Annotated in this window: 14 protein-coding genes; 10 read left to right on the forward strand and 4 right to left on the reverse strand. The window is 40.8% G+C overall.

The window, feature by feature from the left end:
* Positions 1 to 126 precede the first annotated feature (126 nt).
* Positions 127 to 336 (reverse strand): hypothetical protein, encoded by a 210-nt coding sequence (locus HJG39_RS13000; RefSeq protein WP_268409684.1) that lies wholly within the window; start codon positions 334 to 336, stop codon positions 127 to 129.
* Between the two features lie 209 nt (positions 337 to 545).
* Here HJG39_RS13000 and HJG39_RS13005 point away from each other — a divergent pair, with 209 nt between their 5' ends.
* The 4 genes from HJG39_RS13005 to HJG39_RS13020 are packed head-to-tail and all read left to right on the forward strand — an operon-like array spanning position 546 to position 2,951.
* Positions 546 to 1,052, forward strand: coding sequence for a hypothetical protein (locus HJG39_RS13005; RefSeq protein WP_268409686.1), 507 nt, complete (start codon positions 546 to 548; stop codon positions 1,050 to 1,052).
* 26 nt (positions 1,053 to 1,078) lie between these two features.
* Positions 1,079 to 1,282 (forward strand): hypothetical protein, encoded by a 204-nt coding sequence (locus tag HJG39_RS13010; protein WP_268409688.1) that lies wholly within the window; start codon positions 1,079 to 1,081, stop codon positions 1,280 to 1,282.
* Positions 1,279 to 2,223: a hypothetical protein gene (locus HJG39_RS13015; protein ID WP_268409690.1), complete on the forward strand. Its 945-nt coding sequence runs from the start codon at positions 1,279 to 1,281 to the stop codon at positions 2,221 to 2,223. The genes HJG39_RS13010 and HJG39_RS13015 overlap by 4 nt, the downstream gene beginning before the upstream one ends.
* Positions 2,220 to 2,951, forward strand: coding sequence for a hypothetical protein (locus HJG39_RS13020; protein WP_268409692.1), 732 nt, complete (start codon positions 2,220 to 2,222; stop codon positions 2,949 to 2,951). The genes HJG39_RS13015 and HJG39_RS13020 overlap by 4 nt, the downstream gene beginning before the upstream one ends.
* 275 nt (positions 2,952 to 3,226) lie before the next feature.
* Here HJG39_RS13020 and HJG39_RS13025 read toward each other — a convergent pair whose 3' ends face one another.
* Entirely contained in the window at positions 3,227 to 3,901 is a 675-nt protein-coding gene (locus tag HJG39_RS13025) for a rhomboid family intramembrane serine protease (protein ID WP_268409694.1), read from the reverse strand.
* A gap of 173 nt (positions 3,902 to 4,074) precedes the next feature.
* On the opposite strand from HJG39_RS13025, the gene HJG39_RS13030 reads away from it, so the two are divergent.
* The 5 genes from HJG39_RS13030 to alr all read left to right on the forward strand — a co-directional run bounded on the left by HJG39_RS13030 (position 4,075) and on the right by alr (position 8,540).
* Positions 4,075 to 4,881, forward strand: coding sequence for an alpha/beta fold hydrolase (locus HJG39_RS13030; RefSeq protein ID WP_268409696.1), 807 nt, complete (start codon positions 4,075 to 4,077; stop codon positions 4,879 to 4,881).
* Between the two features lies 1 nt (position 4,882).
* Positions 4,883 to 5,647, forward strand: a complete 765-nt coding sequence (locus tag HJG39_RS13035) for a 5-oxoprolinase subunit PxpA (protein WP_268409698.1) — start codon at positions 4,883 to 4,885, stop codon at positions 5,645 to 5,647.
* Positions 5,648 to 6,373: a 5-oxoprolinase subunit B family protein gene (locus tag HJG39_RS13040; protein WP_268409700.1), complete on the forward strand. Its 726-nt coding sequence runs from the start codon at positions 5,648 to 5,650 to the stop codon at positions 6,371 to 6,373.
* Between the two features lie 14 nt (positions 6,374 to 6,387).
* Positions 6,388 to 7,356, forward strand: coding sequence for a biotin-dependent carboxyltransferase family protein (locus HJG39_RS13045; protein WP_268409702.1), 969 nt, complete (start codon positions 6,388 to 6,390; stop codon positions 7,354 to 7,356).
* A gap of 86 nt (positions 7,357 to 7,442) precedes the next feature.
* Positions 7,443 to 8,540, forward strand: a complete 1,098-nt coding sequence (gene alr / locus HJG39_RS13050; RefSeq protein ID WP_268409704.1) for an alanine racemase — start codon at positions 7,443 to 7,445, stop codon at positions 8,538 to 8,540.
* Between the two features lie 33 nt (positions 8,541 to 8,573).
* Here alr and fur read toward each other — a convergent pair whose 3' ends face one another.
* Entirely contained in the window at positions 8,574 to 9,005 is a 432-nt protein-coding gene (gene fur, locus HJG39_RS13055; protein ID WP_268409706.1) for a ferric iron uptake transcriptional regulator, read from the reverse strand.
* A gap of 478 nt (positions 9,006 to 9,483) precedes the next feature.
* Here fur and HJG39_RS13060 point away from each other — a divergent pair, with 478 nt between their 5' ends.
* Positions 9,484 to 11,508 carry a HAMP domain-containing methyl-accepting chemotaxis protein gene (locus tag HJG39_RS13060; protein WP_268409708.1) on the forward strand — a complete coding sequence of 675 codons (2,025 nt, stop codon included), beginning with the start codon at positions 9,484 to 9,486 and terminating at the stop codon, positions 11,506 to 11,508.
* An 80-nt stretch (positions 11,509 to 11,588) separates the two neighbouring features.
* Here HJG39_RS13060 and HJG39_RS13065 read toward each other — a convergent pair whose 3' ends face one another.
* Entirely contained in the window at positions 11,589 to 12,032 is a 444-nt protein-coding gene (locus tag HJG39_RS13065; RefSeq protein ID WP_268409710.1) for a YtoQ family protein, read from the reverse strand.
* Positions 12,033 to 12,137: the final 105 nt, after the last annotated feature.

Below are 12,137 nucleotides of genomic sequence, written 5' to 3' on the forward strand. Positions count from 1 at the left end.
TGAGGAAGGAGAAATAATGATTTGGTGATCTGATCATTGAGAGAAGGAAAAGTTCAAATCTTTTGTTCAACAAAGCCGGTTGAAGGTGTAAACCATCTGGTGAAGCAGTGGTGCAATGACGCAGGATTACAAGGTAATTATGGTTCGCATACGCTTAGGAAGACTTGGGGGTATCACCAACGCATCACCAATCACACCAGCGTTGCCTTGCTCATGAAAGCCTTCGGTCACGCTACCGAAGCCCAAACCCTCGAATATCTCTGCATCCTGCCCCTTGAAGTGCGTGAGCTTTATTGCACGTTGGGGTTGTGAATTGATATTTCTTAAATATTGCATAGGTTAATAAATAAACCTATTATCCGTTGTGGTTCTTGCTTATTGGCTGACAGCAATGAATAAAGGCCACTTAGTCCCTATTGCGGACTTTTTAATATGTTTATTAGAGAAAGGCTTTGACGTTTTTTACATCGGGTCAAATCATTGGTTTGATGAAAGTTAAAAGGTAAGCCCTAACCAAAAAAATGCAAGAAAAGTGAGGTGTCCAAATGGACTTTGATAAATTAGCTTACCCAGAAACGATTTATATTGATGGAGTTGAGCACAAAGGTAAGAGAAACGTGTCAAAAGGAGAGCTTAGAATCCCATATAGCAATGAACCAGATGTGGGTATAGGCGATATAATTGTTCAAAAATCAGGAAAAAGAGAAATAGATCTTAAAGTTATTGATGTTTCTTTTTTAGAGAGTGGGTCATTAAATGTAGGTACAAAGCACCCGCACATGCTCACTCTGAAAGTAGAAAATGCGACTGCTCAAGAGCATATCTCAACTAACCAATCATCGACCATTAATATTGGCTCAGTTTCAGGCGAGCAAGTTCAAGTTGGCAATCATAATTCACAGATTTCAAACATAAGTATTCAGACATTAGTGGATCATGTTGTCAAAAACGGTGATGACGAGGCTAAATCTACTTTAAAAACCCTTTTGCAAAATAGTAGTGTTGCTAGTTTAGTTGGTGCTGGCGCATCTGCTTTATTAGGGAGTTTGTAAAAACATAACAATTGGAGAAGCTAATAATGACTCAACATATATTAATTCAACATGCTAAAAGAAAGCCTTTTTCACCATCACCTGAGATGCCAGAACGCAGTTTATTTGATACAGCTAAAGGATATTGGGTATCTGAGGGAGAGCCCTTAGTGTCACCTGGCTCAAAATATGGCGCTTTAGTCTCAAAAAAATGTGACCAAGAAACAGGTGAGGATCAGAAAGGCGAATGAGGATTGATGTTCTACTTGTCTCAAGCATTTATGATTTTTCTACAGATCTTGTTGTGCAAGAATTAGAAAAGCGTCAAGTCAGCTACTTTCGGCTTAATAAAGAGGAATTTGAGAATTATCGATTGACTATAGATATTCATGAGAAAGCACTTGAGATTATAGCCAACGACATCGTTTACGAAATCACGAGTTCAGTAAAATCTATTTATTTTAGGCAACCAGTCTTTTTAAGGAACACACCCAGTAGTGGATTAGAAATTAGTGAGCAGCTAAGTAGAAGCCAATGGATGGGTTTTTTGAGAAGCTTGGTAATATTTGATAAGGCTGGCTGGATAAATCGTCCTGAAGCCGCATATCTTGCAGAAACAAAGGCATATCAATTAGTTGTAGCCAATGATATTGGGTTCAAAATACCTAAAACATTGATTGGAAATAACGCTAACAGATTTCAATGTTTTGAAAATAAGGTGATTATAAAATCGCTGGATACAATTCTGCTTCGTGAAGCGGATGAATGTCTATTTACTTACTCTACGATTAAGTGTTCAGAAGATCTCCATGATGAAAATGTTTCAGCTGCACCATTAACAGTTCAAAATTATGTGACTTCAAAAATAGATATACGAGTTACAATTATTGGGAATAAATTGATCGCAGTTAAGATAACATCAGGAGGAAAGGGCATTGAAGAAGATTGGCGCACAACTGATCGTAGTAAGATTGAATATAATGAAATTCAGTTACCAACAGATATAGAGGACAAATGTTTCGAGCTGCTTGATAGGCTGAATCTTAATTTTGGGGCAATTGATCTCTTATTAAGTAATGGTAAGTATACTTTTATCGAGGTTAATCCAACAGGTGAATGGGGTTGGCTTGTTAATTCTCAACGAAGATTCGATATTGATATCGCTAACTGGTTAGAAAGAGGGGGGTTGTGAAATATCTTTATCGTGCTTTTGAAGAGGCTTTCCCCTTTTTTCCTTTTTTGGTCAGCAGAAATAAGATTCAAAAACTAATTGGCGATAATGCTGATTTGACAAAAAAGTCAAAACGATATGAGCAGATTGGCGCAAGCCTACTAAATGTTCGTATTAAAGAAGAACATGAAAGAGGCATTAAAATAGACGAAAAAACTTTTAAGTTCACATTAGGGCTAAGTATTAGTTTAACGGTTTTGGCTGCCGCTAGTGGCTCACTTGCTAAATATCTTCCTAGTAGCCCACTCGCCGAATTTACTTCGATAATTTGTGGGGTTTCTGCACTATATATGCTTGCGGCTGGTATTACGGCATTAGGTGCATTAAAAACATTGCCAACATACGGCTACGGAACTGAACATATAATTAATCAAAATGCAGATGGTGTATCGTATTTATCTCAGGCTTTATTCGCTCAGGAACGTATGAATATTATTCGACATTTAAGGAATGAGTCATCTTATCAATCACTTCGCAATGGGTTTCTTCTATTGTTCTTTGCTTTAGCTATTTCTGTAGGAGCGTATGTCGGTGGTCAAGACTCCTCTAAATCGGAATCTAAAAGTGTAGAGGGTGTATTAAAAGTTCAAAAGAAATCTGTAGACCGAGACAAACTCACTGTGACCAGTGAAAAAGCTAATAATGCCGAGAAAAAAACAGATACCACTGTTGAGCCAATAAAAGAGTGATAACGAATTAACGTTCGTTTTGTTCCGAAAGCAGACTTTGGGGATGTTCCACACACACACTTCACATATCAATCAAGCTTCAAAAGCTGCTCCCATTCCAAAAAAGTGTTGAATAATTGGTTCGAACTTTCTGTGGTCTGGTGCACCAATTTAAAAAAGTCAGTAAATTCAATAGTTTACTGGCTTTTCTCGTTTCTGATCGGCTCTACCCCATTTTCGGGGAATCAGCATTAACACCATCTGCAAGTTTGGCTGATAGTTGCTCATAAGAACGATCAACGCTTCCATTCATCACCTATCAAATCTTCTTCTTCCTCTTCTTCAAGGCGCCAGTTTCCAATGGGTTCATCCGGCTCACTTTCGTTTTCCCATTCGTATTTCTTACGTTCCAGTTTTGGATCCCATTTATAAAACAGTGCAGCACATACTATTCCAGCAATCGCACCAAATAAGTGATATTCGAAAGAGATGTGCTGTTCTCTTGGCAAGATGCTTAGTACCATCCCGCCGTACATGAAAAACGCAATCATCATGAGTGCAATGGAGCGTTTATCTCGGCGTAAAATACTCGTAATTAGTAAGTAGAAGAAAATCCCATGAGTAAGTCCGCTTGCGCCAACATGGTAAGAATCTCTCGCAAATAGCCAGACGCCTAATCCCGAGAAAAACCAAATAATAGCGACGGTAATGTTGCTGGATTTTGGATAACCATAAAACAGCACTGAACCCAAAATGAGTAAAGGCAGGGTATTGCTTATTAAATGTTCATAAGAGGCATGAATTAGTGGTGCGAAAGCAATGCCCAAGAGTCCCGAAACGTCACCTGGTTTTACACCAAGCTCTCGAAAGCTAAAACCAAATATTTGTTCGGCAGATTTAACACACCAAAGAACCAGCAAGAAGATGACAGTTGTGGTGATGCTATATTTGAATGTTGGATTTTTGTTCATGTTTCAAATATGGGGTGATTATTCTCTTTTTAAAGAGTGTTTTTTCGCAGCAATTCTTTCTCTGTGTAGGCAAGAAACACAATTTTTGTTAGCTTATTCGCAGTTTTAAATTGGGCCGCTTTGCGGTGTCGTTTTCAAAATTCTATGCAGTTTCAGAGTGATAATTGCTTTTCATGTCTAACATAACCGTTAATTTTGCTCATGCAAATGGCTTCCCCGTTGCGGCCTATAAACAATTTATGTCGCATTTACCTGATGAGATTCGAGTGATTGCCAAAGCGCAGTATGGGCACGAACCACATTTTCCAATTTCCAATAATTGGGAAAATCAGATCACGGAAATGATCAATTTCATCGAAAGCCATGCTAGCGAACCCGTTTATGGTGTAGGGCATTCGTTTGGGGCATTACTTACCTTGGTAACTTGTTGTGCGAGACCGGATTTATTCAAAGGCGTTTTGCTCATGGAACCCCCGGCTTTTACAGGTTGGTTAAGCTTTGCCTTGAAATGGTCTAAGCGCATGGGGTTGAGCGACAAGTTAACGCCTTCCGGCAAAGCGCGAACACGAAAAGCCAAATGGTCGAAGCACGATGATATGGTGCAATATTTTCGTTCTAAAACGCTGTTTGAAGATTTTTCGGACGAATCGATCCAAGATTACGTGGAATCGGCAACGCAAATTCAAGACGATACAAGAGAGCTTACTTTTAAAGCGCACGTTGAAGCAGAAATTTTCAAGCATTGTCCTCATAATCTAAAATCATTAAGAGGGCAACTTCGCGTTCCCGCAACATTGGTAACAGCGACGAAAAAACCGGTGCTGAATAATGCGCAAGTAAAAACACTATTGGACTACTTCCCAGCTAAGCATGTTGTTAATCGAGGGGCAGGGCACCTATTTCCTCTGGAGCAGCCCATTGCCTCAGCAAAGCTCGTCGTGTCTTTATTGGATGAGCTTATTCAACGCGCAGGAGAATAAAGTGAAAATTAATAGCGACTTAGGTGAAAGCTTTGGTCTGTGGCAGATGGGGAATGATAGCCACGTTATGCAGGTGGTTGACCAAGCCAACATAGCTTGTGGTTTTCATGCCGGTGATCCAAGCGTGATGATGACGACGTTACAGCTTGCTAAAGAGCATCAAGTAGCAATAGGGGCTCATCCTTCTTATCCTGACATTCAAGGGTTTGGGCGCAGGAGCATGAAGATGCACGCTAATGAGATAAAAAATTTAGTGTTGTATCAAGTTTCTGCACTGCACGGTATGGCGAAAAGTCTAGGGCTAGAGGTCTCTTATATCAAACCTCACGGTGCGTTGTATAACGATATGATGCGAGATATAGAGGTATTTCAGGGAGTGTTAAGTGCGGCGACGTCTTTTCATGAACCTCTTGCTATCATGATTCAGTCTCTCCCTAATAACGACGAGCGAAAACAAGCCGCCGAAAATGCAGGTGTTTCTCTCATGTTCGAAGTCTTTGCGGATAGACGTTACACCGATGCAGGATTGTTGACTCCTAGAACCCAAACGGGGGCCGTATTGACTGTAGATGAAGTGTCACAACAAACTTCCATGTTGGTGGAAAAAGGCGCAGTGCTAACGGAAAACGGACAGGAACTGTCTCTAGAGGTTGATTCGATTTGTGTACATGGTGATGATGCCGAATCTTTAGAAAAAGCGCGGTGTGTGTCTAAAATTGTGCAGGCAGCTAAACAACCTGAATCGATCCAAAGAGGAGAGTCTTAATTGACTGTTGGCTTTCATATTTCATTAGCCTCTGAAGAAGCGATAACACTTTATTGGCAACAAAAAGTCGTCTCCCCCCAATTCATTAAGCAAGTATCCGATACTCTGTGGCAAACACTGGTTAAGCCAGTGCAAATAAAGCATCCCGAACACAGGCGTTTTTGGGATGTGGTGCCATCTAACAATAATATTACAGTATTTTTTAATCCTCTCTATGTTTCCAGTGTCGAAGCAAAGCAAATTATAAACAACACCTTAAAAGGCTTTGATAGCGAAATAATCGACGAATCCAACCTAGGGCATAAGCATTCAATACCTGTGTTTTATGGTGGTGAATCTGCATTAGATTTAGCTTCCGTTGCCGAGCAAACAGGGCTGTCAGTAGATGAAGTTATAGCCTTACATTGTCAGGCTTGCTATGAAGTTGCCGCAGTTGGTTTTGCGCCTGGGTTTGCTTACTTGAATGGCTTGCCAGAAAGACTTAGAGTCCCGCGAATGGCAAAGCCTAGAAAGCATATTGTGGCAGGCTCATTAGCTATCGCCGAACAACAAACTGCTATTTACCCGTGTGACTCTCCTGCTGGATGGCATGTGATAGGTCACTGTCCACTGCCATTATTTTCCTTAGAGACCGGCGCTAAGCTAGCGATGGGGGATAGAGTGACGTTTACCCCAGTTTCCCTAAATGAATATCAAGCTTTGTTAGAACAACAAAGCCATCAGTAAAGGTTTACCTATTTATGAGAACAGGTTTTTTCACTGTTATAAAACCCGGTATCTTATCGTTAATACAAGATAGAGGTCGTCGAGGGTATGCTCATGACGGGATAAGCCAAAGTGGGGTACTTGATCTCTGGTCAGCGTATTGGGCCAATAAATTATGTGGTAATCCACTGTATTCGGCTTTGATAGAAGTCAGTATGGGAGGTCTTGAGCTGGAGGCAAGCGATTCAACCCTTATTGCTGTATCGGGAGCTGATAATGTGTTGAAAATTAACGGTCAACCCTTTGAGTCGTGGCAAAGTGTCCGTATTAAAGCCGGTGACATTGTAAGCGTTGGCTTTTCGAGTACAGCTATGCGCTCATATTTAGCTGTGCGCGGAGGATTTCAAGTTAATGCTGCATTTGGTAGCGTTGCGACAAATGTGAGAGAAGGGATCGGGGGGATAACAGGAAGCGGCCAAGCATTAGGAAAACATGATCTGCTGCCTTACTACCCGAGTGCAGCAAATGCTGAATTAACGTTAAGCCCGCGTTGGCGAAACTGGTGGAAGGAAGATTTGGAGTTACTTTCACCGCAACACTTTCGTTTAACTCCGAGTCATCAATATTACGATTTCCCCAAAACACTGCGAAGGAGCTTATTATCCGAAGCATTTTGTGTTTCCCAAGATATTAGTAGAATGGCTTACCGGCTATCAGGAAATGAGCTTCAACATGAATTACCGGGAATGTTATCGGAGGCAACAACGCTGGGAGATATTCAAGTTCCACCGAATGGACACCCGATTATTTTATTAAACGATAGGCAAACACTTGGCGGATACTCGAAGTTAGGCGCATTAACGAACGTAGATTGTTGGCGTTTAAGTCAACTTAAGCCGAATGATGTTGTTCGCTTTCAGCTAACATCAGTGGTGCGAGCAAGAAAGCGGCTGATTGAATTGCATCGTATGATGCAAGAACTCTCATTACAGCGCATATCCTAGCGTTATTGGCTTTAATTCAGTGCAGCTAGGACGGGCTCATGGCATAATCCGCAACCTTTAAAATTCACAAATATAAGGAGTTTTGGATGGCGCGACCGGCCAAGATGCAAATTGATTTAGCAGCTTTGCGTCACAACTGCACGGTTGTTTCAAAGATAGCCCCGAACAGTAACATTGTTGCCGTGATTAAAGCTAATGCTTACGGTCATGGTGCCGTTGAAATTGCAGAAGCATTGCAAGGCTATATTAGTATGTTAGCGGTCAGTAGTGCGGAAGAAGCAATGCGTTTACGCAGTAACGATATTAAAACGCGTATTCTACTGTTAGAAGGTTGCTTTGAAGATTCAGAACTCATTTGCGCGAGCTTGAATAATTTGGATGTGGTATTTCATTGTCGTAATCAAATTGAAGCTTTGAAAAATAAAAATCTTGTTAACCCCATTAATGCTTGGTTGAAAGTGAATACCGGCATGCACCGTTTGGGTATCGATGTTGGAGAGGCTATAGAGTGTTATCAGCAACTATTAGATAACCCAAATGTCAATCCTAACATTGTATTGATGACACATATTGCTAGTGCCGACGAATTAGACAATGAATACACTAAAACCCAACTTGCTACATTTAAAACCTTGCATAAGCAGCTGGAGTCTCAATTCAATCGTAAGGTAGAGACAAGCATTGGCAATTCCGCAACTATTATTGGTTGGGAATCGGGAGCAAGTGACTGGATTCGTCCGGGGATTATGCTTTATGGCTTAAGTCCATTTACCCATGCTTTGCCTATTGATGATGAGCTAGAGCCTGTCATGACATTACGTTCAGAGGTGATTGCCATTCATGATATACCAGTAGGGAGTCGAGTTGGCTATGGCAGTACGTGGGAGGCATTACGCCCTTCTAGAGTAGCAACCGTGGCGATTGGGTATGGAGATGGCTACCCTTGTAAAGCGGCTAATGGAACCCCTGTGGTGATTAAAGGCAAAAGAGCACCTGTCGCGGGTCGCATTTCCATGGATTTGTTAACGATTGATGTAACCGATGTGCCTGATGTTGACATTGGCGAAGAAGTGATTTTATGGGGAAAAACGCTAACAGCGAACGAAGTAGCAAAGTGGGCTGGAACGATTGGTTATGAATTGGTTACAAGAATGCCTTTGCGAGTTCCTAAACGTTATTGCTAATAAAAAAGCTGCGAAAAGCAGCTTTTTTAATGTTTAGTCTTCGTCGCCGTGACGACAATCGCCGTTTGTACATTTACCATATAAATACAAACTATGGTGAGTTAGGTCGATATTGTATTTAGCGGCAACTTGCTTTTGTCTTTCCTCAATAATGTCATCTTCGAATTCCATTACCCGCCCACAATCTAGGCAGACGATGTGATCGTGATGTTTTTTATTGCTGATTTCAAAAACAGATTTTCCACCTTCAAAATGATGGCGATTTAAAATCCCAGCATCATCGAACTGGTTTAGCACACGATAAACGGTTGCTAATCCAATATCTTCACCTTGGTCTAACAAAATCTTATAGACTTCTTCGGCACTAATATGTTGGTTTTCTGGAAGTTGTAAAATTTCCAAAATCTTTAGTCTAGGAAGCGTTACCTTCAGACCGGCCTTCTTTAGTTCTTGATTCTGATCCATGCGTTTGGCATTACACTGTGAGAGTGGCCTCTATTATAGGGGACTCGACGTGGAATGAAACCCTAATCCATTACGAAAATCACTTGAGTAACAAAATGACTCTTACTGAGTGTCAAATTTCTTATTTTTATTGTCAAAATGGAACACTAGGGCAATTTTATTGTTAATAAGGGCATTTCTCCTCTTGCCTGCTTGTAAAAGTTTTGTAAACTTGTTGGACCAGTATCTGAAAGTTATGGCTCATTCTTAAAAGGAATAAGTTTCGTTCGGAGCTGGCGTTTCAAATTGAAATGCAAAAGTTGTTTTAGTTGCAGTATCGTTTTAAGAGTCTTATCGCTTATTCAATAAGACCCAAAATCCAATAACAAAGGAGCAGACTAGAATATTTTTGTTTAAATGTTGTCATTTTAAGGTGCAGTAAGTTGTCTGAAAGTAGTCCAATCCTTAAACACAGAAGCATTAAAAACGAGGTAAACTTATGCTCAAATTGAGTGTCGTCGCTAAAATTATTATCGGTTTTGTGCTTCTTGGTGTCTTGCTCTTCATAACCAATGTGATTTCCTATTTAGGGCTTTCCAATATTAGAGGCTCCGCAGAATCTGTAATACAAGAAAAAATGCCGCTGCAATCGCAAATGAGTATGGTGCAAAACCAATTGCTTCATATGGGAAAGCTAGCTTTACGTGATTATTACCTCGATAGCTTATCTACACTCCAAAACAATAAGACACTCTTTGATGATGAAAAAGCCAAGTTTGAAAAGCAGCTAAACAAGTTGTCCCAATTAGTGGTTGATGGAAAAGCGAAAAGACAATTGTTATTGGGAAAAGAATCGTCTAAAGCCTACCTAGAAGCAGTTGAAAACATGTACCAGTATCGAATGAAGCAGTTTATTGCTGAAGATAAACTCAAGCGTCAATTTGATAATTCACAATTACTGGCTGATGAAACCACGTCGTATCTCCTTGATATTGCCTTTCTAGAAAATGGTGAAACAGACCCGGTACTTAAAACATTGGCAGGACATGGTAATAATATTGATATAAAAGTGATTACCTTATTGAAAAACGTCGAGGAGCTACTTGCTATTCGTGCGCTTCAAGGTGGTATTACTTTGCGCGATGATATGAATTTTGCGCTACGCAACCTACAGCAAGCCAACGAGTATTTACAACGAACATCCGCTGGTGTGGATACCGACGGGCTAGTCGAGTCTTATCAGGAAGGATGGGCTAAATTAGAAGCTTCCATTTTTGGTGATACTGGCCTGTTAAAACAATATGACCTGATGATGTCATTAGTCAGTAACGCACGAAAACAAATGTTGAGTGCCGAAGAAAACTTGAACAACACGAATGATATATTCAATGACCTATTTCAAGAGATAAGCGCTGGCACGTTGCAGGGACAAAGTGAAATTCTTTCCCAAGTACAAACCAATATTACGGTTAGTTTTGCCATTATGTTTGTCGCTTTTGCGTCAGTGGTGGTTATTGGCGCTTTATCTGCACGAAATATCCATCGTCCGATTAAAAGCATCTCCAATAGTATGCAAATTATCAGTAGTGGTGATTTAACTCACAAAGCGGATGATACCAGTCATTGTGAGTTTGGCGAGTTAGCCCGTCAAGTCAATGCATTATCCAAAGGGTTGCATGGATTAATTGAACAAATCCATACGCAACAAGCACATTTACAAAGTGCCACTAGCCAAAGTGTTGAGTTAGGCAATGAAACGATTAAGCAAGTTGATAAACAACTTGAAGAAGTCAAAATAACGGAAGAAAACACGCAGCGAGTGCGCTCTAGTAGTCAACATAATGTTGAACAAATCAATTATGGTATGACTAAGTTGAGTGAGGTAATAGAGCGGACCCAAGATGCTAGAGGCTTAGTCGGAAAAACTCGGCAACAAATCGTAGAACAAGCAGAGCAAGCAAAATCATCAGCAGAGGTTATTAGTCGCTTGAACGAAAATAGCCGTAATATTGGTAGCATTCTTGATGTCATTAAAACCATTGCTGAACAAACGAATTTGCTAGCGTTAAACGCTGCTATCGAGGCGGCAAGAGCAGGGGAGCAAGGCAGAGGTTTTGCGGTTGTTGCAGATGAGGTGAGAACGTTAGCTAACAGAACGCAAAATTCGACAGAAGAAATTGAGCACATGATAGACGCCTTGCAATCTGATGCCACAATGGCGGTTGATTCAATAGCTAAAGGACAAGAACAAGCAGAGCAAAGCGTAGGCTTGATTCAAAGCGTTGACGGTAACGTTGATAGCATTAGTAGTATCATTAATGAACTCTCTGGGATTAATCAACAGATAGTACAAGATACAGGGTCTCAGGATCGCTTGCTGCAAGATGTCGCAGAGAGATTAAGTGTTATCGTCGAGCTAGCAGAGAAAAGCTCGGGTAGCACTTATCAGTCTAACACTGCTATTCACCAACTTCGGGATAGAATGAAGGATTTAGAAACAGCAGTGTCACGTTTTAAAGTATAGTTTTTCGAATTAAGCAAAGGGCGTCCTTATGTTGGTTTAGCAAGCATAAGCACGCTCTTTTGATGCATCAAGTGAGAAGTTTACTTTTGACTCACAACATACTTTAAGATCTCGACAACTTGCTCAGGTGAGGTCGTCCAAGCCATTGCTGCGGCATCCACTTCTTTTAATGGGTGAATAATGTCTTCACCATGCAATGTAATAAACGGGGTGCCAAGTGCAGCACAGTAACCTGCATCAAAAGCCGCATTCCATTGTTTATATTTCTCGCCAAAACGAATGACGGCAATATCGCAGCTTTCAATCAGCGTTTTAATACGTATTGCGTTGATTTTTGCGGATTTGTGATCGCGCCAGAAGTTGTTTTCTTCTGCGCCGAGGAAGTCGCCTGCTGCATCACTTGCTTCGTGGTTGGTGACTGCTGAAGTGAAGGTAATTGGAAGGTCTAACGCCTCACAACCTTGTTCAATTTGCTCGCGCCAGTCTGTGTGAATTTCCCCTGACAAATAAACGTTTAGTGTCATATCAATTCCAATTTCTCTGAAAGTCATAAAAGAGTGTAATGAGTGCGGCATTGTCACAGAAAAATTTCATAAACGTAAGGCCGCAAAGTGTGGATAGTCGCTTAT

Origin of the sequence: Alteromonas sp. a30, from assembly GCF_026788005.1 — a bacterium.
In the GTDB taxonomy this organism is placed as follows: Bacteria; Pseudomonadota; Gammaproteobacteria; order Enterobacterales; family Alteromonadaceae; genus Paraneptunicella.

Coding starts and splice junctions, on each gene's coding strand:
- HJG39_RS13000 (WP_268409684.1), bottom strand. CDS start 336: ATGCAATATTTAAGAAATATCAATTCACAACCCCAACGTGCAATAAAG.
- HJG39_RS13005 (WP_268409686.1), top strand. CDS start 546: ATGGACTTTGATAAATTAGCTTACCCAGAAACGATTTATATTGATGGA.
- HJG39_RS13010 (WP_268409688.1), top strand. CDS start 1,079: ATGACTCAACATATATTAATTCAACATGCTAAAAGAAAGCCTTTTTCA.
- HJG39_RS13015 (WP_268409690.1), top strand. CDS start 1,279: ATGAGGATTGATGTTCTACTTGTCTCAAGCATTTATGATTTTTCTACA.
- HJG39_RS13025 (WP_268409694.1), bottom strand. CDS start 3,901: ATGAACAAAAATCCAACATTCAAATATAGCATCACCACAACTGTCATC.
- HJG39_RS13030 (WP_268409696.1), top strand. CDS start 4,075: ATGTCTAACATAACCGTTAATTTTGCTCATGCAAATGGCTTCCCCGTT.
- HJG39_RS13045 (WP_268409702.1), top strand. CDS start 6,388: ATGAGAACAGGTTTTTTCACTGTTATAAAACCCGGTATCTTATCGTTA.
- alr (WP_268409704.1), top strand. CDS start 7,443: ATGGCGCGACCGGCCAAGATGCAAATTGATTTAGCAGCTTTGCGTCAC.
- fur (WP_268409706.1), bottom strand. CDS start 9,005: ATGGATCAGAATCAAGAACTAAAGAAGGCCGGTCTGAAGGTAACGCTT.
- HJG39_RS13060 (WP_268409708.1), top strand. CDS start 9,484: ATGCTCAAATTGAGTGTCGTCGCTAAAATTATTATCGGTTTTGTGCTT.
- HJG39_RS13065 (WP_268409710.1), bottom strand. CDS start 12,032: ATGACACTAAACGTTTATTTGTCAGGGGAAATTCACACAGACTGGCGC.